Source organism: Rhodococcus sp. NPDC078407, assembly GCF_044542515.1.
GTDB lineage: Bacteria > Actinomycetota > Actinomycetes > Mycobacteriales > Mycobacteriaceae > Rhodococcoides.
The window spans coordinates 218462-241176 of the sequence record NZ_JBITUQ010000004.1 but is presented as its reverse complement, the minus strand read 5'-3'; the positions used below and the strand labels follow the sequence as shown (position 1 = coordinate 241176).

General features: G+C 64.1%; 22 protein-coding genes. 14 read left to right on the top strand and 8 right to left on the bottom strand.

Annotation, left to right across the window (positions count from 1 at the left end):
* Window positions 1-183: 183 nt before the first annotated feature.
* The 5 genes from ACIGGF_RS06980 to rpsF form a co-directional block, all read right to left on the bottom strand.
* A complete protein-coding gene (locus ACIGGF_RS06980; protein ID WP_397520654.1) occupies window positions 184-2463 on the bottom strand; it encodes a SulP family inorganic anion transporter in 2280 nt (759 codons plus the stop codon).
* Window positions 2464-2697: 234 nt separating this feature from the next.
* A complete protein-coding gene (gene rplI, locus ACIGGF_RS06975) occupies window positions 2698-3153 on the bottom strand; it encodes a 50S ribosomal protein L9 (RefSeq protein WP_057478316.1) in 456 nt (151 codons plus the stop codon).
* A gap of 15 nt (window positions 3154-3168) precedes the next feature.
* The gene (rpsR, locus tag ACIGGF_RS06970) at window positions 3169-3411 is read right to left on the bottom strand and encodes a 30S ribosomal protein S18 (protein WP_027495080.1); all 243 of its coding nucleotides are present in this window, start codon (window positions 3409-3411) and stop codon (window positions 3169-3171) included.
* Window positions 3412-3453: 42 nt separating this feature from the next.
* A complete protein-coding gene (locus ACIGGF_RS06965; RefSeq protein ID WP_397520653.1) occupies window positions 3454-3999 on the bottom strand; it encodes a single-stranded DNA-binding protein in 546 nt (181 codons plus the stop codon).
* Window positions 4000-4056: 57 nt separating this feature from the next.
* The gene (gene rpsF, locus ACIGGF_RS06960; protein WP_008711385.1) at window positions 4057-4344 is read right to left on the bottom strand and encodes a 30S ribosomal protein S6; all 288 of its coding nucleotides are present in this window, start codon (window positions 4342-4344) and stop codon (window positions 4057-4059) included.
* 161 nt (window positions 4345-4505) lie between these two features.
* Between rpsF and ACIGGF_RS06955 the strand changes: the two genes are divergently transcribed.
* The 5 genes from ACIGGF_RS06955 to ACIGGF_RS06935 all read left to right on the top strand — a co-directional run bounded on the left by ACIGGF_RS06955 (window position 4506) and on the right by ACIGGF_RS06935 (window position 9356).
* On the top strand, window positions 4506-5909 hold the full coding sequence (locus tag ACIGGF_RS06955) for a hypothetical protein (RefSeq protein WP_397520652.1): 1404 nt from the start codon (window positions 4506-4508) through the stop codon (window positions 5907-5909).
* Window positions 5910-5931: 22 nt separating this feature from the next.
* On the top strand, window positions 5932-6630 hold the full coding sequence (locus tag ACIGGF_RS06950; protein ID WP_397520651.1) for a DNA-binding response regulator: 699 nt from the start codon (window positions 5932-5934) through the stop codon (window positions 6628-6630).
* A complete protein-coding gene (locus tag ACIGGF_RS06945; RefSeq protein ID WP_397520650.1) occupies window positions 6630-7811 on the top strand; it encodes a sensor histidine kinase in 1182 nt (393 codons plus the stop codon). Before ACIGGF_RS06950 ends, ACIGGF_RS06945 begins: the two co-directional genes overlap by 1 nt.
* Window positions 7808-8863, top strand: coding sequence for a hypothetical protein (locus ACIGGF_RS06940; RefSeq protein WP_397520649.1), 1056 nt, complete (start codon window positions 7808-7810; stop codon window positions 8861-8863). The genes ACIGGF_RS06945 and ACIGGF_RS06940 overlap by 4 nt, the downstream gene beginning before the upstream one ends.
* A 127-nt stretch (window positions 8864-8990) precedes the next feature.
* Window positions 8991-9356: a response regulator transcription factor gene (locus tag ACIGGF_RS06935; protein ID WP_397520648.1), complete on the top strand. Its 366-nt coding sequence runs from the start codon at window positions 8991-8993 to the stop codon at window positions 9354-9356.
* A gap of 19 nt (window positions 9357-9375) precedes the next feature.
* On the opposite strand, the gene ACIGGF_RS06930 is transcribed toward ACIGGF_RS06935, so the two are convergent.
* A complete protein-coding gene (locus ACIGGF_RS06930) occupies window positions 9376-10473 on the bottom strand; it encodes a DUF475 domain-containing protein (RefSeq protein ID WP_397520647.1) in 1098 nt (365 codons plus the stop codon).
* 91 nt (window positions 10474-10564) lie between these two features.
* Entirely contained in the window at window positions 10565-11140 is a 576-nt protein-coding gene (locus ACIGGF_RS06925; RefSeq protein WP_397520646.1) for a TerD family protein, read from the bottom strand.
* A 221-nt stretch (window positions 11141-11361) separates the two neighbouring features.
* On the opposite strand from ACIGGF_RS06925, the gene ACIGGF_RS06920 reads away from it, so the two are divergent.
* From ACIGGF_RS06920 to ACIGGF_RS06880, 9 genes are all read left to right on the top strand, one after another.
* The gene (locus ACIGGF_RS06920) at window positions 11362-12447 is read left to right on the top strand and encodes a hypothetical protein (RefSeq protein ID WP_397520712.1); all 1086 of its coding nucleotides are present in this window, start codon (window positions 11362-11364) and stop codon (window positions 12445-12447) included.
* 23 nt (window positions 12448-12470) lie between these two features.
* Entirely contained in the window at window positions 12471-13619 is a 1149-nt protein-coding gene (locus ACIGGF_RS06915; RefSeq protein ID WP_397520645.1) for an HpcH/HpaI aldolase/citrate lyase family protein, read from the top strand.
* Window positions 13616-15949, top strand: a complete 2334-nt coding sequence (locus ACIGGF_RS06910) for a phosphoribosyltransferase (RefSeq protein WP_397520644.1) — start codon at window positions 13616-13618, stop codon at window positions 15947-15949. The genes ACIGGF_RS06915 and ACIGGF_RS06910 overlap by 4 nt, the downstream gene beginning before the upstream one ends.
* A complete protein-coding gene (locus ACIGGF_RS06905; RefSeq protein WP_397520643.1) occupies window positions 15946-16749 on the top strand; it encodes an HAD family hydrolase in 804 nt (267 codons plus the stop codon). The genes ACIGGF_RS06910 and ACIGGF_RS06905 overlap by 4 nt, the downstream gene beginning before the upstream one ends.
* A gap of 41 nt (window positions 16750-16790) precedes the next feature.
* On the top strand, window positions 16791-18185 hold the full coding sequence (locus ACIGGF_RS06900) for a hypothetical protein (RefSeq protein ID WP_397520642.1): 1395 nt from the start codon (window positions 16791-16793) through the stop codon (window positions 18183-18185).
* Between the two features lie 2 nt (window positions 18186-18187).
* Window positions 18188-18934 (top strand): ESX secretion-associated protein EspG, encoded by a 747-nt coding sequence (locus ACIGGF_RS06895; protein ID WP_397520641.1) that lies wholly within the window; start codon window positions 18188-18190, stop codon window positions 18932-18934.
* An 84-nt stretch (window positions 18935-19018) separates the two neighbouring features.
* A complete protein-coding gene (locus ACIGGF_RS06890) occupies window positions 19019-19618 on the top strand; it encodes a hypothetical protein (protein ID WP_397520640.1) in 600 nt (199 codons plus the stop codon).
* Window positions 19618-19845, top strand: a complete 228-nt coding sequence (locus tag ACIGGF_RS06885) for a helix-turn-helix domain-containing protein (protein ID WP_397520639.1) — start codon at window positions 19618-19620, stop codon at window positions 19843-19845. Before ACIGGF_RS06890 ends, ACIGGF_RS06885 begins: the two co-directional genes overlap by 1 nt.
* Window positions 19846-19929: 84 nt before the next feature.
* Window positions 19930-21180, top strand: a complete 1251-nt coding sequence (locus ACIGGF_RS06880; protein WP_397520638.1) for a TerD family protein — start codon at window positions 19930-19932, stop codon at window positions 21178-21180.
* Here ACIGGF_RS06880 and ACIGGF_RS06875 read toward each other — a convergent pair.
* Entirely contained in the window at window positions 21155-22708 is a 1554-nt protein-coding gene (locus ACIGGF_RS06875; RefSeq protein WP_397520637.1) for a glycosyltransferase family 87 protein, read from the bottom strand. The two genes, ACIGGF_RS06880 and ACIGGF_RS06875, sit on opposite strands and share 26 nt — an antisense overlap.
* Window positions 22709-22715: the final 7 nt, after the last annotated feature.

The window sequence follows — 22715 nt, the reverse complement described above, 5'->3', positions numbered from 1 at the left end:
TGGGAGCGGCGTGTCGGCCGAATTGACAACTCGGGCGTGTTGAGTAAATACGAGATGAACCCAGGGGTGAACTAGGTCACAAAGACTGGGAATGCTCACAGAAACAGACCACCTACCCGTTTCAACGACCGAGGGCCCGATCCCACACACGGGATCGGGCCCCTCGTCACTGCCGATCGGACCTCAGGCTTCGCTCTCCTGCGGACTGTCGGCCGGATCCAACACGGTGACCTCCTTGGTGCCGATCTTGAGCACCCTGGCCGTCGGAATGTCGAAGAACAGTCCGGTGATGTGCAAGCGCCCTTCTGCGTTGGCACGGCCCACCACACGGTGACGAGTGAGCGTCTGCAGCTGCACGGCGACGTTCACCATCGCGAGCTGATCCGCTTCACCGAAACCGAGTTCCGCGGCCTGACGGCCGACCACATGCCCGCTGCGGTACGCCTCCAGGCTCGTCATCGCGTGGCCCAGCCATTCCGCCACAGACTCGTCTGCGGCATTCTCCGGCCCACTCAACACGGCCGTCATGGCACCGCAGCCCGAGTGCCCGCCCACCACCACCGACGACGTCCCCAGCTGGTCGACACCGAACGCGAGCGCGGCCTCCACCGAGCAATCCTGGCCCTTCGCGGGAACGAGGTTGCCCATGTTGCGGACCGTGAACAGATCGCCCGGTCCGCTGCTGGTGATCGTGTTCGGCATGACGCGCGAATCCACACAGCAGAGAAAGAGCGTGTCCGGATCCTGGTTGTCGGTCAGACCCTCGAGGTGCGGACGAATATTGGGCGCATGGGTGCGGTGGTACTCCGCCACTCCGCTCATCACCGGCCGGAGCGCGACGGGCGAATCTTCCTGCTCGACATCGTTCTTGAGCTGCCAGGCCCGCCACGGTGCCAAAGAGCTGCTCACCGTCGCCGCCCCACGCTTGGGCGGGCCCTCGGCGGCAGCGGCCATCGACGCCGTCCCCACTTCGTGGACTTTCACTGTGCCCCCGCCGAGTTCGTGCTGGCGCATCCATTCGTTCAACGCATCGTGCACCGCATGATCGAGGAAGTCGACGCTCAGGCGCACAGTGACATGCGTGCCTGCAGGCACGGTGGACAGCACATGCGTCAATCTGGGAAGCGCGAGGAAGCTCAACGATCCCTCGGTGGTGACGCGCCAGGTACCGTCCACCGTCTCTTCCGCGCGCACCTTGGCCCACACCACGCGACGCAGAACCAAGATGATCGACAGAGCCAATCCGATGAGCACGCCTTCGAGCAGATTGAGCGCCACCACACCGACCACGGTCACCGCGTAGACCGCGATGTCGCCGGTCTTGTTCGCAATCTTGATGTCCGCCAACTTGATCAGCTGCACGCCGATCATCACCAACAGCCCGGCCAATGCTGCGAACGGAACGAGTTCGACGATCGAAATGAACAGTACCGAGAAGATCAGAATCCATACTCCGTGCAGAATCGCCGACGCACGAGACTTGGCACCGACCTTGACGTTGGTGGCGCTGCGCACGATGACGCCGGTGATCGGCAGACCGCCGATGGCACCGGAGGCCATGTTGCCCGCACCCTGTGCCATCAATTCACGGTCGAAGTTGGTGCGCTCACCACTGTGCATCTTGTCGACGGCCACCGCGGACAGCAGACTCTCGACACTCGCGATCAACGCGATGGTGATGACACCGGTCACGAATGCACTCCACTGCCCGTCGGGCATGACCGGCAGGCTCAAGGAATCGATCAGGTTGCCCGGCAACTCGATTCGCTCGACATCGAGGGAGAAGAAGATCGAGACCGCAGTTGCGGTGACCACTGCGACCAAGGCGGCAGGCACCTTGGTGACCTTTGCCATCACGCTGGACAGCTCGGCCAACCGCGGCCAGGCAAACATCAGCACGACGACGATTCCGCCGACGATGATCGACGGCCACTGACCGTTGGCGACGGACGTGGGAATCGCCAGTATGTTCTGCACGGCCGAGCTCTCGGACTCACCGCCGAGCAGCACGTGAATCTGTTGCAGCGCAATGGTTATGCCGATTCCGGCCAGCATTGCGCGTACCACGACAGGGGAGATCGCCAGAGCACTACGCGCAATTCGGCTCATGCCCAACAGGATCTGAACAACACCTGCAAGGACAGTGATGGCGCACGTCACTCCCCACCCGAACTGGTTGACCAACTCGGCTACCACCACGGTGAGACCCGCAGCCGGTCCGCTCACCTGCAGTGGCGATCCGCCGAGGATGCCGGCCAGTATGCCGCCGACAACGGCGGCAATGAGGCCGGCCATGATCGGCGCGCCCGATGCGACGGCGATACCGATCGAAAGTGGCACCGCAACAAGGAAAACGACCAGTGAGGCCGGTACGTCGTATCTCAGAATCGACCCGACGCGAGACTGCGGCTCGCGTCGGGTTCCAGGACTGGGGTCGGAATCGGGTTCCACGGTCGTGGTCACGGCAGAGTTCCTCCGGGCGTCTAGGCGGCAGGTCGGTTGTTTCCAGTTGGTGATGGTGTTCGATGTCGCCCCGCCCAAAGACTACGCAAAGCTTTGCTCACAAACGTTCGAGGAGAGATGCTTCACAAATCGGAACCCATTGCGGCAGTTCATCTTTGTGAGAAGACACGAAAAAGCCCCACGAACCGAGGTTCGTGGGGCTTTTCTGCAGCCGTAGTGGGCCGAAAGCCGAAATCAGCTTCCGACGACCTCCAGCTTGAACTTGGCGGTCACGTCGGGATGCAGATTCACGACGATGTCGTGCTTGCCCGTGGTCTTGACGTGAGCCTTCGGCAGATCGATGCTGCGCTTGTCGACGACCGGTCCACCGGCAGCCTTGAGGGCAGAAGCGACGTCCGACGCGGTGACGGAGCCGAACAGCTTGCCCGAGTCGCCGGCAGTCTTCACAGACAGCGTGACGGACTCGAGGCCTTCGATGGCCTGCTTGAGCTCGTTGGCGTGCTCGAGGCCGCGAACGGCGCGAGCTTCCTGAGCGCGACGGATGCCGTCGACCTGCTTCTGAGCTCCACGGGTGGCCTGAATGGCCAATCCGCGGGGCAGCAGGAAGTTACGGCCGTAGCCGTCCTTGACCTCTACGGTGTCGCCAGGCGCACCGAGGTTGTCCACATCAGCGGTGAGGATCAGTTTCATACCAATCGCCCCTTTCTATCGAGCCGTCGCGGCGTAAGGCAGCAGTGCTACCTCACGCGAGTTCTTCACGGCAACGGCCACGTCACGCTGATGCTGGACGCAGTTGCCGGTGACACGGCGAGCACGGATCTTTCCGCGATCGCTGACGTACTTACGCAGCAACGTCGTGTCCTTGTAATCGATCGCCGTGTTCTTTTCCTTGCAGAAGGAACACGCCTTCTTCTTGAGCACCTTGTCGCGCAATGGCGGTTTGGGCATAGGTCTTTCTCCGTTACATCTGGTTGTTCTCGATCGAAGGATCTAGAACGGTGGCTCTTCGTCTCCGCCACGTCCGCCGAAGGAGCCCGACGCCGCCGGGGCGCTGCCCCAGGGATCGTCTCCACCCGAACCGGAGTTGGACAAGGAGTTCGAGCGGCCGCCGCTCGATCCGCCGGAGGAACCGGAGCCGGAGTTGAAGCCGCCTCCACCGCCACCTCCACCGCGGTTGGCCTTGTTGACCTTTGCGGTGGCGTAGCGGAGGGAAGGTCCGATCTCGTCGACTTCGAGCTCGACGACTGTCCGCTTCTCACCTTCACGCGTTTCGTACGAGCGCTGCCGCAGCCGTCCGCTCACGATCACTCGCGAGCCTCGGGTCAAGCTCTCGGCAACGTTCTCCGCTGCCTCGCGCCAGATGTTGCAGCGCATGAAGAGCGCGTCGCCGTCTTTCCATTCGTTCGTCTGACGATCGAATGTGCGCGGGGTGGATGCAACCGTGAAGTTGGCAACTGCCGCACCGGCGGGGGTGAATCGAAGTTCTGGATCAGCCGTCAAGTTTCCGATGACGGTGATGACGGTCTCGCCTGCCATGGTTCCTCTTTCAGTAGTAAGCGTTGTGAGTGCCAGCCTAGGGCCGGACACCGACAATTACTTGCCCTGTCGCAGGACCTTCGTACGCAACACGGACTCGTTGAGTCCGAGCTGACGATCCAGCTCGCTGACGGTGGCAGGCTCGGCGTTGAGGTTCACAACGGCGTAGATGCCCTCGGCATGCTTGAGGATCTCGTAAGCCAGACGACGCTTGCCCCACACATCGACCTTGTCGACGGTGCCGCCATCCTTGCGAACGACGTTGAGGAACGTATCGAGCGACGGAGCGACAGTGCGCTCGTCCAGATTGGGGTCGAGAATGACCATCAATTCGTAATGACGCATAAGACCTCATCACCTCCTGTGGACTAGTGAAAACGGCCACGGACTATCCGTGGCAGGAGGGTCGTTGCGTCAGCAACCCCTCGAAGATACACGACAGGGCGCTGACCTGCTAATTCGCGCTGGACGTACAGTCCGACTTTCGCTCGTCATACTCTTGCACCATGCGATCCGGGGTCCGCGCCACATCGATGACGGTCGTCGTGGTCGTCGTCACGGCTGCCCTCGGCTTGATTCTGGGATATCTGAACAAGGCCCGCTGCGCCGTCGCCCCGTTCGACGAGTCCGGGCGCAGCACGGTGTTCGACGCCATCAAGGACTCGTCCGTCTGCTACTCCGACATCCAGTTCCTGTGGCTCGGTCGCGATATCGACAACCACATCTTTCCGTACATCCACGGGGCCATCACGAGCGATGGAATCCTCACCGGAGGCACTGTCGAGTATCCGGTTCTGAGCGGTGTGTTGATGTGGCTCGGCGCGATCCCAGCCCACACCGACGCGCAGTTCCTGTTGACCTCGGCCCTCATCCTCGCGCCGTTCGGTCTGCTCACCGCGTGGATGCTCGGCCGGATGGCCGGCTGGCCGGCCTTGCTGTGGTCGATCGGCCCGCCCCTGGTGATGTACGCATTCCACAACTGGGAACTACCCGTCGTCGCGTCGGCGGTAGGCGCAATCTTCGTCATGACGTTGCCGATTACCCTGCGGCGCAAGGCTGTTGCGGCTTCGGTACTACTCGCGATCGGCTTCTGCCTCAAGATCTACCCGGGTGCGTTCGTGCTCCCGCTGATCGCGTACGTCGTCACCGGCGGAATGAACGGTCGAGAAAAGCCGGATACCGTCCGCGGTCGCTACGACGTCCGCGGTGGCCTGATGGTTGCCGGCGCTGCGATCGGCACTGTCGTTGCCGTCAACCTGCCGTTCGCCCTACTCGGCTACGAGGGCTGGCGCGCCTCCTTCACGTTCCAGTCCCTGCGGCAGGCCGACCTGACGACGAACTCCATCTGGTACTGGGGACTGCGCCACTTCTACATCGGCGACCAGATGACTCCCGACGCCTACGCGGAGGCCGAAGCGTCGTTCCAGGATGTGGTCGACGTCGCGTCGCCGCTGCTGGTGTTCGCTGCGTTCGCTCTTGCGCTGTGGCTCGGTTGGCGTCGCGCAAAGGTGGACGGTGCCTACCCGTGGATCGCCGTCAGCGGATCGATGCTGTGTGGATTCATGCTGCTGCACAAGGTGCACTCGCCGCAGTACACGCTGTGGTTGCTGCCGTTTCTGGTGCTGCTCAGGATTCCATGGACACTCGTCGGCGCGTATCTACTGGTCGATCTGTCGATGGGGATCGGAGTCTTCAAGTACTTCGCTGCGCTCGCCTCGGGTGCCGACGCCAACGACGAGGAGTTCTTCGTTCTCGTCGGCGTATGGGGGCGTGCACTGCTGCTGGTGGTGTTCTTCGTTCTGTTCGTCCGCGCCCGGATGCGTGTCGCCTTCCCGGGCGAAACCGACCAGTCGTCTGTATTATCGCCCCGACCAGCAACGATTTCTCTGACGACATCACCGGGGCAGTAGTACGGCAGGGCGGGGTGGGGCCATGACACAGGTTCGGCACGGGCAGGGCGAGACAGAGAAACAGGGCAACTCGGTACGACGCATAGGGCTGGTCGAGGACCACGAATCGGTGGCTCTGGGCCTTCAGGCCATGCTCGCGGACGAACCCGACCTCGAACTGGTGTCCATGGCCGCCACCGTCGGCGAGTTGCTAACACAACAGCAGACCCTCGACCTGGTGGTACTCGACCTGCGCCTCGGTGACGGTTCGTCGCCCAGGTCTAATGTCGAGCAACTACATGCCGCCGGTGCACGCGTACTGGTCTACACCGGTGCCGAGAACGCGTTTCTTGTGCGCTCGGCTGCCCGTGCAGGCGTATTGGGGGTGGTTCGCAAGTCCGCACCGGCGTCCACCATCGTGTCCGCCATCCGGCGTGCCGCACACGGTGGACAGGTCGTCACGACGGATTGGGCGGCGGCGATCGACGGCGATCCGCAACTTCCGGACGTGGGCCTCAGTCCGCGACAACGAGAGGTACTCGCCCTGTATGCGTCCGGCGAAAAGGCCGCACGAGTAGCCAGTCTCGCCGGACTGTCCGAGCAGACCGTCAACGACTACCTTGTGCGCATCCGCAACAAGTACGCCGAAGCCGGACGTCCGGCACCGACGAAAACCGATCTGTACAAGCGGGCTGTCGAAGACGGTTGGTTGCCGATGCCCGAACTGCCGCCGCGGGATTGATGCAGAGTTCGAGCGCGGAGGAACGGCTCGCGCGCTACATGGCCCGCTTCGCGAGTGCCGGCGCGTTCGCGTACTTGGTGCTGCTGACACCGCAGATCGCAGCGCAGTTCGACCGGTTACAACCCTGGTACACAGCACTGTTCGCGTGTTCCATCTTCGGCCCGGCCCTGAGCCTGTCGGTCGCATCGTTCCGCTGGAGCATGCGCAGCATCCGCGCCATCGTCACGGCACTGGCCGTCGCGTACCTTGCCGGGCAGGTGCTGTGGTTGTTCGCCTTCGAGGGCCCCGAGCTCGGATTGACCGAATCTGCTTGGATCGCAGTGTTTCCCGGTCTCGTCTCGGTCACCACGGCCATCGCGTGGTCCAACAAGGCGATCTTCACGTACCTCGTGTTCGTCGCCTCGTTCGGTCAGGTCGTCAATTACTACAGCCGAGTCGATCACGGCAACGTCCCCCTGTTCTCCGACATCGTCTTCGGCGTCATGTTCTGTGGAATATTCACCATCACAGTCACATTGGTGGTGCGCACCGGACGGCTACTCGACACGACCCGAACAGCTGCCGAGTATCAGGCCGCCACGGCGGCAGCGAGTGCCGCCCGATCGGTGGAACGCGAACGGTTCGATGCACTGATTCACGACGACGTCATGTCGACATTGCTCGCGGCATCGCGCGCGGGCAACAGCCCCGCATTGACAGTCCAGTCGGCCACTGCGCTCACCAGACTGGACCGGTTGCGCTCGGGCATCGCGTCGACCGAACCGGTGGGCCACGGCAGTTTCCTCGCTTACCTTCGATCGGCGCTGACCGAGGTGGACGACCAGGTTGTCATGGACACGGACACAGCCGAAGCGCCGAGCGGTTCGACACTGCCGATGGATGCCGTCCGCGCTCTTTCGGCAAGCGCCACGGAAGCCCTGCGCAACAGCGTCCGCCACGCCGGCGAGGACGTCGAACGTGCGGTACGGGTGCGTATCGATATCGCTTCGGTTCGTGTCGACGTTCGCGACGACGGCTGTGGATCCGACCCGCGATCCGTCGCCCCCCACAGACTGGGCCTCGCAGTCAGCATCGAAGGACGTATGCGCCAGCTGCCTGGCGGATCTGCCGACATCGTGTCGGGATCGGGCCGCGGCACCACCGTCACGTTGACCTATCGACACCCGGTGCAGGCGAAATGACCAAGACCTCGACTGCTCTCGCCACCCCTGACGCCGATCGGGACGTCCGGGGCTTCTTGGGCATGAACACTGCGAGTGCGTACGGAGTCGCCGCAACGTTCTTCGGTACCTACTCGCTCATGAACTTCACGTCGTCGAGTGGTGTGCACAGCGTGTGGACGGTTCAAGTAGCGGTGGTACTGGTGGCGTCGGCAGCGTTCGCGCTGGTAGCCGTACCCGGCGATCCACTCGGTGCGAGATGGGCGACGGCCATCGGCGCGGCTGCCCCGATGTCCACAGCTGTCGTGTTGTCGCAGCTTTCGGTCCCGATCGCCAACGGACTGCAGACCTGGCCGCTCAGTGCCGCGGTTGCGCTGTGTGGATACGTCAGCGTCCGAGGACGAACCGTCATCGGGTGGATGTCCATGGTTGCGGTGGTTACGGTGTGCGTCGTCTGGACGGCCGCCACCGGCCAGGGCTCGATGGTAGGTCTAGCCATGTCGATCATCAGCTTCGCGCCCTTGGCGATGGCGACGTTCTTCGCGCTGACCTTTCGCTCGACGGCAGCGGCGGTGTTCGAGTTGCGTGCTCGATCTCGCCACCGAGCCGCCGAGGAGGCCGCATCCTCGGCGGGTCTCGACGAACGAGACCGACAACTCGAGCGTCTCGATTTCCTCGCCCGTCCCCTGTTGGCGAAGATCGCAACGGGCTCGGACCTCGATTCCGCTGAACGCCAGGAATGCGGACTACTCGAAGCGTCTCTGCGGGATCGGCTGCGCGCACCGGGACTGATGACGGATGAGGTAGTCCAGGAGGCCCGGTCTGCTCGGACGCGAGGCGTGCAGGTGGTTCTGCTCGACGACGGCGGCCTTGCTGTGGTTCATCCCACACTCTCGGGGCGAGTGAGTACCGTCGTTGCCACCGCTCTTCGAGGTGCCCAGAGCGGTACCGTGACCGCGCGAATATTGCCTCCGGGCCGCCCGCTGGTTGCATCGATCCTGCTCAGCGACTCGGACGAGGACGTACGAATCGAAGTCGATTCCGGCGGAACCGAGTCTGTCGTAGTGCCGTGAGACGCTCACGCGACGGTTGATAGTTCAATGCCCCTGGAAATCAGGGCAGAAAAACTGCGCTTCAACTGTGAGAATCCATGGTGTTGGTTTAGTACGTCTCAACCACTTCGGCGTCCGGGAGAATTTGATGTCTGCATTGCTCGAACCCTTGTCCTCTGCGAACGATTCGTCCGTCTCGACGGCACGCCGTTCACGTGGGCCTATCAGCCTGGTTCCCCCTGCACTGCAGATACATCCCGTCCCGGCACCGCCCAGCCCGTTCCCGACGCGACCTGACCTGACCGGCCGCGAGATCGAGGTTCTGCTCTGCTGGATTCGCCACGACTCCAAGACCGAGGTGGCGAAGGCCTTGTTTCTCTCCCTCGGCACCGTCAACACTCATCTGACCCGCATCCGCGCCAAGTACACCTCGGTCGGGCGACCGGCACCGACCAAGGCCGGCCTTGTCGCCCGGGCCCTTCAGGACGGGCTGGTCGACATCTCGGAGCTCTGAGCGCCCCGAGCGCGCGACGTCAGACGCTGACTTCGGTGTTCACGCCCTCGTTCTCCAGACGCTTGTTGCGTCGGATGCTGCTCAGCAGGGCGGCTCCGATGAACAGGATGCCCACGAAGCCGGTGATCAACTCGTTGATGTGCACGCCGATCGACACCAGCAGGATGATCGACAAGGCTCCGATCGCCCAGTGGGCCCCGTGCTCGAGGTACACGTAGTCGGACAGCGTCCCCTTACGCACCAGGAACACCGTGATCGAGCGGACGAACATCGCGCCGATGAAGCCGAGGCCGAGCGCAATGATGATGGGGTCCGCGGTGATGGCGAACGCACCGATGACGCCGTCGAAGGAGAACGACGCGTCGAGCACTTCGAGATAGAGGAACAGGAAGAATCCGGCCTTACCCGTCGCCCGCGCCAATTCGCTGGGTCCGTGTGAGGACTCCTCGCCCTCTTCCTCGACGTGGAACAGCTCGCCGAGTCCGTTGACCGCGATATAGGTGATCATGCCCAGCACGCCGGAGACCATGACCGTGGAGATCTTGTCGTCCTCGGCCAGAAATTCTGCGCTCAGGACCAACAGCAGACCCGCGACGACGACGGAGAGCTGATCGAGGCGACCGATACGAGCGAGCGGCTTCTCCAGCCAGCTCAACCAGGTGATCTCGCGATCCTCGAAGATGAATCCGAGGAACAGCATTAGCAGGAACATACCGCCGAACGCTGCGATCTGCGGATGCGCGTCGGTGAGCAGCGTTTCGTAGCTGGGGTCGCCGTTCTCGAAGTAGGCCGCGCCGTCGGCCGGCGGGTTGAGAGCAAGGTCGAGAGCTGCCACCGGGCCGAGACCTGACGCAGCCCAGACGATGACCAGCGGGAACAGCAGCCGCATGCCGAACACGGCGATGATGATGCCGATGGTGAGGAAGATCTTCTGCCAGAAGTCGCTCATCCGTCGCAGGACGGTGGCATTGATGACGGCGTTGTCGAAGGACAGCGACACCTCGAGCACGCCGAGGATGAGAACGAGGATCATCGCCTCGATCCCGCCGTACAGGAATGCCACGATGACGGACACGATGGTGACCGCGATCGACCATCCGAAGATCTTCACAACCACAGTGGTGGCCCTTCTCGAGACAGATACGGAAAAACCCCCGCCCATCATGAACGACGAGGCGGGGGTAGTCCCAATCTTGAGAGGTGCTTTACTACACGTTTACTCCGAAGTCGCGAGCGATTCCTGCGAGTCCGGAGGCGTAGCCCTGACCGACCGCGCGGAACTTCCACTCCGCGCCGTTGCGGTACAGCTCACCGAAGACCATGGCGGTCTCGGTGGAGGCGTCCTCGCTGAGGTCGTAGCGAGCGAGCTCGGAGTTGTCGGCCTGGTTGATGACGCGGATGAACGCGTTGCGCACCTGACCGAACGACTGCGAGCGAGCGTCCGCATCGTAGATCGAGACGGGAAAGGTGATCGTCTCGATCTCCGGCGGTACCGCGGCGAGGTCGACCTTGATCTGCTCGTCGTCACCCTCGCCCTCGCCGGTGGTGTTGTCGCCGGTGTGCTCGATGGAGCCGTCGGGAGACTTGAGGTTGTTGAAGAACACGAAGTGCCCGTCGCTCAAGGCCTTCTTGGTCGAGTTCAACGCGATGGCGCTGGCGTCGAGATCGAAGTCGGTGCCGGTCGTCGTGCGGATGTCCCATCCGAGACCGACCACGACCGCGGTCAGGTTCGGAGCTGCCTTGGTGAGCGAGACATTGCCACCCTTGCTGAGGCTGACGCCCATGGAGAGGTCCTTTCGCAATTGGTTTCCCGTTACGGGTTCAACCGTAGTGGGAATGTCCGGTTCTTGGACGTACTCCGCCAACGACTGCCACATCGTCAGGGTTCCCGGTCAGTACTATCGAGCAGGTGACAAGTCGCTGGCCTGGGGTGTTCCGCCGGGGTGCCGAATCGGACGCCGCCGCGCGTCGTTCCCAGGACAACGCTGTCGCCGCGTTTCTCGACATGGACAAGCGTCAATCCATCGCCTCTGCGGGAGTCGAGGCGTCCGCGGCCTTACGGCCCGAGGATCGACTCTCGGCCCGCTGGGCCGACACCGAGAAACAGTGCTTCGAAGCCGGTGCTGCATACCTCGCCGCCGTCGACCGATTCGACGGAATCACCACCGCTGCTGCCAGATCGGCATTCGACAACGCCACCCGGCTGTTGCACGATGCCAGCTCGGCCGTCGACAGATTCTACGAAGCCCATCGCAACAACCTCGAGCAGGCTTCCGCCCAATTCGCGGCCACCCCACGCCTGGTGCAGGACGCGTTGACCGAGGCCGACGCCGCCCGATCCACCGTCGACGAGCAGTACGCCGGGTACGCCTCGCTTCGTCAGGCATGGCACGAACTCGATTCTGCGACAACGCAATTACAGACGGACCAGCGTGACCCGTTGCGCGCACGCGAGCACGCCGCCCGAGTTCGCGAACGAGCTGCAGCTCTCCGTGCAGCGGTGGAGGCTGCCCCCGGCCGACTCCAGGAAGCACGAACGGCACTGTCCTCGGTGCGCACCCGGATGGAGGCCGTCCGAACACGATCCGAGGGCATCGCTCCAGCCTTCTCGAGCCTGCTTCGCGAATTCAACGCCAAGAGTTCGGCAGATCTCTCGCGAAACGAGCGGTCGAGTGCGCGACACATCGAACAAGCGGACGAGGATCTGCGCGCGGCACGTTCGGCGCTCGACGCCGGCAACCCCGAGCAGGCACTGGATCTGGTGACCCAGGCACGCAGCCACCTCAGCGATGCAGAGCAGCTGGTCGACGCGGTCACCGACCGAGTTCGCCTCCTGCGAGCCGTGAAGGCGGATCCGAAAGCGACCGAGGACAAGGTGCGTTTCAAACTTCGTGACGCTCAGCAACTCGCGATCAATCGCGGCCTGGTTGCCGAATGGGGCTCGGTGTTGGATGCTCAGCTCGCCCGGATCGACAGGGCGAACACGGCCCTGACGGGCACCCACCCCGACTACTGGTCATATCTGCAGGATCTGGATACCATTTCGGACTTCATCGCAGGCGTGATCGAACGCATGCGCAACTCGCACTGAGCACATTCACACGAAGGACAGTGGTGCAACACTTTCGCCATCTCGACGCAGACACCCGTGAACGAGTGTTCTTCCTGCAACCGGAAGACATCGAGGTGAGCGACGGAAACGGCGCTGTAGCAACGGCTCTCGGAGCAACGCTGTACATCCCGGCGACGCGCCCCGACCTGACGGCAACGGTGAACAAACGTACGGACGAGGGCGTCCGGTCCATCGTCATCGATCTCGAAGACGCTGTCGCAGATCATGAGCTGGAAGAAGCTTTGGCCAACGCTGTCCGAACTCTGAACGAACTTTCGGGTTCGGGGTCGCTGGTGTTCGTTCGGGCGCGTACCCCCGAGCACATCCGCAGCATCTGCGCCGGCCTCACCCACGGTGCCGCCGGTCTGGCCGGATTCGTCGTGCCGAAGTTCACGGCAGCACGCGGAGCCGAGTTCCTGGACGAGATCGTCGCGGCATCGACGGCACATGGCACTCGCCTGTTCGCAATGCCCGTTCTCGAATCGCTCGAGGTCGTTCACCGCGAGACCCGCGACGGAGAACTCGTTGCCATCCGCGAGTTGCTGGGGGCCTACCGCGACACCGTGCTGGCGGTGCGAATCGGAGCGACCGACATGTGCGGGACCTTCGGCATTCGCCGCGACCGCGACCTGACCATCTACGACGTCCGCGTCGTCGCCGACGTCATCAGCGCGATCGTCAACCACCTGGGCCGCAACGACGGCACGGGATTCGTCATCACCGGACCTGTGTGGGAGTACTTCGCAGACCACGAGCGCATGTTCCGTCCCCTACTACGGCAGACACCCTTCGTCGACCAGGACGCCGTCCGATTCCGCCAGCAACTGGTGAGCAGCGACCTCGACGCGCTCCTGCGCGAGGTAGCCCTCGACCGGGCCAACGGCATCCAGGGCAAGACCGTCATCCATCCTTCACACGTCCCCGCCGTTCACGCATTGTCCGCAGTGACGCACGAGGAGTATCACGATGCCCTGGACATTCTGTCCTCCGATCAGGGCGGCGTGCAGGCCTCCGGCTATCGGAACAAGATGAACGAGCTGGGTCCACACCGTAATTGGGCGAAACAGACCGTACTGCGCGCCAGGGCGTTCGGCGTCACCAACGAGGGAATCACGTTCGTGGATCTACTGACCGCGCTGGCACAACGATGAACCACAATCCGGCCGACGGAATAACCCTGACCGACACCGGCTCGTCGTCGTCCTGGACTGCCACGCAGTTGGTTCGGCCCGGTCTGCGCCGTAACCCACGGCGTGCCCACCTGCTCGTGTCCACGGTGCTCGGTAAGCACATCCCCGTCGATCCCGACGTCGTCATCTCGGCCGGAGAGGAACTGGCCGCACTCGTCGCCGACGCGGTGGACGGCTCCGATGTCGATGTGCTCGGATTTGCCGAAACGGCAACGGGATTGGGGCACACTGTCGCGACCGGGCTGAAAGCGCACTGCTACCTGCACTCCACGCGGCGCACGCTACCCGGGATGATCGTGCACGGTGAGTTCGAGGAAGGGCACTCGCACGCCACCGACCACCTGTTGATGCCGACGTCGCCCGATCTTCTCGACAGTGACCTGCCGTTGATTCTCGTGGACGACGAGATCTCGACCGGAGCCACGGCGTTGGACGCATTGCGCCAGATTCATTCCTCGGCCGGACGCCGCCACTACGTCATCGCATCCCTCGTCGACATGCGTACCGCCGATCATCTCGCCACTACGGCGGCGGTGGCAACAGAACTCGGCGTCCGGATCGACAACGTGAGCCTGGCACAGGGATCGGTGGCGCTCGAGCCAGGCCTGGTGGACACGGTGCTCGCCTTACCCGATCCGGTGTTCAATCCCACTGCTGCACAGCCCGGTTCGGTTCGACGAGTGGACGCGCAGTGGCCGGCAACCCTGCCCGACGGCGGTCGGCACGGGTTTCTGCACTCCGACGCGGCCGGTTTCGACACCGCGATCGAGGCCGTGGCGGCCACCGTCGATGCGGCGCTCGACGATTCGACATCGGTGGTGGTCATCGGTCACGAAGAGCTGATGTACCTGCCGCTCCGATTGGCGGCGACGCTGCAGAAGCGGGGCCACACCGCGCTGTTCCAGACCACCACCCGATCCCCGGCCTATGTGGCGGACGTGCCCGGCTACCCCCTGCGGCGAGGGTTCGAATTCACTGCCCCCGAGGATGACTCGGCGCTGCGGTACCTCTACAACGCGTCCGCACCGGACGACGCGACCTTGATACTGGTTGCCGACGCCCCCGCGGACACCGACGCTCTCGCCGCCGCTGCCGACACTCTCGCCGCGTCTGGTGTCGACGTGGTGCTGGTCGTCCTCACCGGTGCCGACCCGGTAGCACTCGAGATAGCTCGACGGGCTCGACCGCTTCGTGGACCCGAATTCGGTTCCTACGCAGCCGACGAGGTCACCTGGTTGCTCAAGGATCTCTCTGCAATCTCGTTGGAGGCCGAGGTCGACGAGCGCGAGAAGGCGATTCAGGCCGGGACGGCGCACTACGCGGAGACGCTTCCGGTCGAGTACCAACCCGATCTCGCCTACCGCGAACTGTTCGAAAAAGTGCTGCAGGAGAGCGCTTCACGGCTCGCCGTCGCCGTCGGCACCGTCACCGAGGTGGTCCTGGCCGAGCGCGGCCACGACATCGCCCTCGCCTCGCTTGCCCGGGCGGGCACTCCTGTCGGAATCCTGATGCGCCGTTGGGCCTTCGCGATGCACGGCATCGAGATCCCGCACTACGCCGTCTCGATCGTGCGTGATCGCGGCATCGACAGCGTGGCCCTGCGCTACCTCGCCGACCACCACGACTCGCGTTCGGTGGTGTTCGTCGACGGGTGGACCGGCAAGGGTGCGATCGCCCGCGAACTCACTGCGGCACTGCGCGACTTCCCGGGGGCCGAGTTCGACGACGACCTGGCCGTGCTCGCCGACCCTGGGCACTGCGCTCGCACGTACGGCACCCGAGACGACTTCCTCATCGCGTCGGCCTGCCTCAACTCGACCGTCTCGGGCCTGGTGTCCCGAACCGTGCTCAACGACAGCCTGATTCGACCCGGCGACTTCCACGGCGCGAAGTACTACGCCGATCTCGCGCCCGCCGACGTCTCGCGCCACCTGCTCGACACCGTCGCAGCGCGCTTCGACGATGTCCGTGACGAAGTCGCCGCCTCGGTGACGACCGTGCTCGGCTCCGACCGAAGCCCCACCTGGTCCGGCTGGGCATCGGTGGAGAAGGTGCGCGCGGAGTACGGCATCTCGCACGTCAATTTCGTCAAACCCGGTGTCGGCGAAACCACCAGGGTTTTGCTGCGCCGCGTTCCGTGGCGAGTGCTGGTGCGCGAGGCCGATGCGTCCGAACACGAACACATCAGGATGCTCGCCGCCGCCAGGGGAGTACCGGTGGACGTGGTGCCCGACCTCGCGTACTCGTGCATGGGTTTGATCAAGAACGTCTCCACCGAGGACGCGTCGTGAGCGCTCTCGTCGCCGTGGATCTCGACCGCACGATGATCTTCTCCGAGGGCGCACTCGGGACGCCTCTGGACGAGTCGTTCGAGTGCGTCGAGATGTACGAGGGAAAACCCCTGTCGTACATGAGTTCTCGATCCATCTCACTGCTCCGCGAGTTGAGTGAGAGCGTCGTCGTGGTGCCGACCACTACTCGCACCATCGAACAGTTTCAGCGGATTGCACTGCCCGGTGGCCCCTGGCGATACGCCATCACCAGCAACGGCGGCAACATCCTCGTCGACGGTGAGCCGGATGCGGCCTGGCGCAACAGCTTCGATCTGGACCTGGCCGGTATCGGTACGGAGCTGAAATCGCGGGTATCCGACGATTGGGTGCTCAAATACCGCGAGGCCGACGGCCTGTTCTGCTACCTGGTGGTGAACACGGCCGCAGTGCCGGAGAACTTCGTCTCCGAGTGGTCGCAGTGGTGCGCCGCTCGGGACTGGAACGTCTCGCAACAGGGCCGCAAAATCTACACGATGCCCAACGCGGTGTGCAAGAGTTCCGCGGTGGCCGAGGTTCGGTCGAGGCTCGTCGAAGACGGCACGGTGGACGCCCGCGCCCGAGTCTTCGCCGCAGGTGACGGAGCACTCGACGCCGAGATGCTCATCGCAGCCGACGCGGCGATCCGTCCGCGGCACGGTGAACTGGAGTTGCTGGGCTTCACGCGCCCCGGGTTGACGGTCACCGATTCTTCCGGCGTCCGCGCCAGCGAGGAAATTCTCGACTGGCTACGGAACCGAACTGCCGTGCGCCGCGTCTAACCGGTCGTCGGGGAGAGAAGACCGTAGGGCAAGGGGTGGGTATGGCGGATCCGTATGCAGAACTCCAACAGCAGGTGCAGGCGATCATCGATCACGGGCCCACAGCCGGCTTCGGTCCCGAGGCCGTCAACTCGCTGATCGAGAACACGTTCTCGAAGGAGAACGGTTCGTACGGATACCTCGGCGAGTACGAGCCGAACGAAGTCGTGGTCACCGAGCCGTTCGAGGTGATGCGGCACGCGGAGATCCTGCAGAAGGTTAACACCCTCGCGGCGGAGTCGATATCGACGTCGTCGCTGAACTGGAACGACCTGGCCGCCGCAGCCCGCGAAGGATCCGACGGCTTCCGCAACGGAATCGAAGCCGCGATGAATGCCGGCTGGTCGGGGCCTACCTCCACCGCAGTGCGCGGCGGGGTCGGCGACTACACGTCGTCGGCCACAGCGCTGTCCACCGCCATGACCATGATCAGCAACAAACTGCTCGAGGCACACTCGGGATTCACCCAGACCAGGGCTGCCATGCCGCCGATCATCGACATCGGCGTCGGGGCCACCATGCTCGAGTCGTCGTTTCCGAGCGGACTGCCGTTCGCCGACTCCATCAAGGAGATCGCGCGGCTGCACGACGAACAGGAAGAACAGGCGCGGCAGGTCATGCGTTCGGTCTACGTGCCGGGGGTACTGCAATCCGACGCCCAGGTTCCGGTGTTACCCGCAGCGCACAACCCGGTTTCCGACGGTGGCAGTGGAGGTTCGACCGCCGGTTGGGGATCGGGTGGGGGATCGACCGGGGGTGGCGGCGGTGGCAATGATCGATCGGCGGGACCAACCGGTACGGCTGCCGCTCAGCCGCCGCCGGGTGGCGCGGATTCCACCGACACCCGGCAACCAGGTATGGAACCGGGGCAGCCCGGCTCCGGGCAACCGGGATCGCTGCCGGCGGCCGAGCGCCCCGGCGAGACACGTGCCGCATCGGCGTCCGGACCCGGGGGCGGTGCGATTTCAGGAGGCAGTGCAGGTTCCGGCAACGGCTACGGCGGCTCTGGGTACAACGGCTCTGGCTACGGCGGCTCTGGCTACAACGGCGGCGCGGGTTATGGCGGCGGAGCGGGCAGCGGTTCCGGATCGGGCTATGCGGGCTCGGGCTACGGCTCGATTCTCGGCTCACCGCTCGGGGGCAACGGGGCCACCGGTGGCGGACCGGGCAGTAGTGGACCGGGCAGTGGCGGACCGGGCAGCGCAGCTGCTGCAGCCGCGGGCCGAGCAGGGGCACACGGCACGCCCGGCATGGGCGGCATGGGAGCGGGAGGCGCGCGAGGAGGCGGAGACAACGACACCGACCATACGACTCCCGGCTACCTGGTGGACGTCAGCAACGGCAGCGAACTGATCGGCGACCTTCCGCTGGTCGCACCACCGGTACTCGGGGGCTGACGATGACCGACTGGACCATGGACGGCATCGATTTCATGATGCTCTGCAACAAATTCGGACGCGATCGACTGCCCTATCCCCTTGCGGTCACCCTTGATGTCGACACCCAGGACCGGTACCGGTTTCTGTGCCAGGAGGCGTCGGCGAGAATCGATGCGCTGATGGACGACGACCTGGGCGCAGCTGTGCGCACCCTTGTCGACCCGATCGTGCGCATCGAATGTCGTGGTGACACACGCGATCCGCGCCGCAAGACCATTCGCGCACACGCGGCGGTGCGCCATGATGTTGCCGTCGTGCTCACCCAGCAGCCGGGGCTCGACGCGTCCTCGGGCGGTGCCGTCACGATCGAACTGACCAGCCCTGAACTGGCACCCACCCGAGTTCTCGAATCGGTTCCGACCGCTACCGCGGGCCGCCGATCGACCCTGCGACTCGAACGAGCCGGTGCCGCAACCACATCGGGCGGGAAGCATCTGTCCACCGCGACCCGAGGGGCCACCGCGGACGAGCAATTCCGCACCTTCTTTCACCGTGCGCGGTCCGCGGCCGGGGAGATCATCGTCGCGCGCGGCCGCACCTTCGACAACCGACGCGACACCGACGCCGTCTCGTTCTTCTGGATGGACTTCGAGCGGGACGGCCGATACATCGTCTACTCCGAAGACACCATCGACATCATGCCTGCCGATACCGCCGGTGTGGCGTCGGAGATCGGCCACCACATGGCGGTCGCGCTACGTCGCTGATGACGGCCGGCCCTTGACACCGTATCGATTTTCGATAGGTTATCGATATTCGTTGTTATCGACTATCGATATGGAGGCGTCGGGATGGCATACGGACTGGGCTCGGCACGGGCCAACAAATGGGCGATGGCGCTGTATGCGGCCATAGCGGTGGTGTGGTCGGGGTGGAAGGCGTGGCAGTACCACTCCTCGGACGATGTTCTGGCGAAGTTCGAGCCACTGCCGGGTATTCCGGCAGCAGAACTGTTCGGTGGCCAGTTGCAAGCCGGTAACTCCGTCGAGCTGAGCGTGCCCAAAGCCGACTTGATGCGGCTCATGGGCCTCATCGACTTCATGCGCTACGGGTCGATCGTCGTCGGAATGGTCATCATTCTGGTTGGCCTGCTGTTCGTCTACCGATTCTGCGACCGCGTTATCGTCGGCAACCCGTTCACCAACTCCGCCCGCACCGACGTGGTGATGATCGGCGTATGCATCGCCCTGTATCCCGCTATCACCGGTTTCATGAATGTGCTGGCCACCAACAGTGTCGTCGGCGTACTGGAACTGTCCGACACTGTCGAAACGTCCACATCCACCGCGGGCCTCTACACGGCAACCGTCGTCGCCGTCTTTCTGCAGTTCGTCTACGCCACCATCACTCAGGGCACCAAGCTCGCTCGCGATACCGAAGGCCTGGTCTGATGGCGGAGGAATTCGTCGACCATCTCGTCGTCTGCCATCTGGGCGACATTCTCGACGCCCGCGGCATGACGCTCGCCGAGCTCTCGCGCTTGGCCGGCGTCAGCGTCGTGAACCTCTCGGTGCTGAAGAACGATCGCGCCAAGGCCATCCGATTCTCGACGCTCACCGCGGTCTGCCGTGTGCTCGACTGCACTCCCGGGGACCTGTTCAGCCTGCGGCGGATCTGACGTTCGCTCGACGACACCAGTCGGACAAATCGAACAAGTACATTGGATGACGGTAACCAGCACTACGAGAGAGAGTCCACCACATTGTCTGCTCCGGCCGGTCAACCGTTGTCCAAGGGCCAGAACGGCCCCCTCACCGTCGGTGACGTCGTCGTCTCCATCGCACTGGCCGTCCCCGCGGACCTGTCCGCCTTGCTGGTCACCGACGCCGGGAAAGTGCGCACCGACGCCGATTTCGTGTTCTTCAACCAGCCCACCGGCCCCGGCGTGCGCCTCGAACCCGGCCAGGGCGGTCCGGCTCGTCTCGCCGTATCACTTGCTGCGGTGCCCGCAGACATCGAGCAGATCCGAGCCGTCATCACCCTCGACGACGCGTCGAGCAACTTCGGTCGATCCACCGCTCCGGTCGCCAGAGTCAGCGACACCGCCGGAAACGTGTTGTACGAGTACACGATCGATGGTTTGAGCTCGGAGTCGATCGTGATCGCACTGGAAATCTACCGCCGCCAGGGGAGTTGGAAGGTGCGTGCCGTCGGGCAGGGCTACGCGGGCGGATTCGCTGCGTTGGTGACCGATCACGGCGTGTCCGTGGACGACGCTCCCGCCCCCGCAGCCGCACCGACACCGCCCCCCGCACCCGCCACCCCACCGCCGGCACCCACCCCACCGCCCGCACCCGCTGCGCCGCCGGCACCACCCGCCGCCCCGGTTCCTTCCGAGGCTCCGGAAGTCAGCTTGACCAAGTCCAAGCCGGTCAGTCTCACGAAGGGGCAGAAGGTCACCCTTCGCAAGGACGGCGGCGTGGCTCTGACGGTCATCCGGATGGGCCTCGGCTGGGATCCGGTGACCACTCCGAAGAAGGGCGGATTCTTCGGCGGCGGAGGCCGAGCCGCGAACATCGACCTGGACGCGTCGGCGATCATGCTCGCCGACCGCAATGTCAACGACGTCGTCTACTACGGGCAGCTCAATGCCAAGGACGGCTCGATCGTGCACCAGGGAGACAACCTCACCGGTGAGGGCGAGGGTGACGACGAGGTCATCGTGGTCGACCTGACACGGGTGCCCCAGCATGTCACCGGCATCGTCTTCACCGTCACCTCGTACCGCGGTCAGACCTTCGAGCAGGTGGCAAATGCGTTCTGCCGCTTGGTGGACAACACCACCAACACCGAACTCGCTCGCTTCACCCTGCAGGGCGGAATGCCGTTCACCGGCCTGGTGATGGCCAAGGTCTATCGCCAGGGAAGCGAGTGGAAGCTGCAAGCGATCGGCGACGGAATCCAGGCCAAGCACGCCGGTGAGGCCGTCAAGCAGCTCGGCCGCTATATGTGACCTTGCGGGCCATCGTCTTTCGATCTGCAGCGCCGTCGAGAACGCCACCGAGCGGGTCGACGGCGCTGCCGTTTCGAATGAGGTCCTCGGACGGCCGATAGATCTGTCGAATGACCAACGCGCACAGACCGATCACGGCGATATCGCGTACCACTACGGCACCGGTGAACCACTGTTCCGGCAAGCCCTTGTTGTCCACACCGAGGTAGTAGTACATGCGTGGGAACCAGACGAACGCGTCGATCGTCATCCACGCCAACAGTATTCGGCGATGAGGTAACGCCAGCACGGCAAGGGGAACCAACCACAGCGAATATTGCGGGCTCCATACCTTGTTGGTGAGCAGGAAGCCGGCCACCACCAGGAACACCAACTGCGCGAGCCGTGGTCGCACCGGGGCCGTCGAACCGATATATGCGATCACCGCGCACACGATGGCAAACAACACCAGTGTCACGGCATTGAGGATCAACGGCTTGGCACCTGCATACAGTGGACCGTCGAATCCGGGCCAGCCGGTGAACGAGGTCACCACGTTGTACAGCGAATCCGGGTCGGCCCCACGCTCGGAGTTGAGTCGGAAGAACTCGTACCAACCCGACGGATACAGCAGCGCGATGGGAAGATTGACGGCCAGCCAGGCTCCGATCGCCGCGCAGGCGGTGATGCCCCACTCCCGCATCTTGCCGGTGCGCCAGCACAGCACCAACAGCGGGCCGAGGAACAACAGGGGATAGAGCTTGGTGGCACCGCCGAGACCGATCAGCACACCGGCGAGAACCGGCCGCTTCTTGGCCCATGCGAGCAATCCGGTGAGCGCGAAAGCCGCTGCCAGAGCGTCGAAGTTGGTGAAGCCGTGCACGATCACCAGCGGCGATGCGGCCACCAGCGCCGCGTCCCAGATCCGACGTCCGGCAGCTATTGCCGTGGCCCAGACGGTGACCAACCATGCCACCGCCAGCCCCAGGGCGACCACGTTGAAGTACACGACGACAGGCAGAGCCTGCGGCAGGAAACTCAGTGAGTTCCATACCTTTCCGACGACCATCGAGCCGTACTGGTACAGCCCGGCGAGCACCGGGTACTCCATGTATCGAACCTGGGTGGTGCCGTCGGCCCTGGTTTCTTCCCAGGATTTCTTGTACGGAAACGCACCTTGATCGAGTCGCTCCGCGCCGTAGAGCGGCACGGTGTCCGAGTAGCACATCGCCACGTACTGTCGGCTGCCGCTCCAATCCAGTCCGAGCTCACCGCCCGGGCCCACCGGAGCCTGCTGAATACACGCCGCTTTCGCGAACCATCCGAAGCACAGAAAGACCACCGCGAGTAGCAGGATTGCCCGCAATGCAGTGAACCACCGTTGCCGTCCGATCACCGCGTGCCGCCCGACCGGACCGCCGACGACCGAGGACAACTCCCCGGCCACCGGATCGGTCCGACTGGGCAGATCCCTGTCCGCTGCGCTCCCTGTGTCGAGACGACCGGGGCTGGCCAGAGCTCTACCCTTGCGATCAGGTTCGGTCGTCACCGCGGGA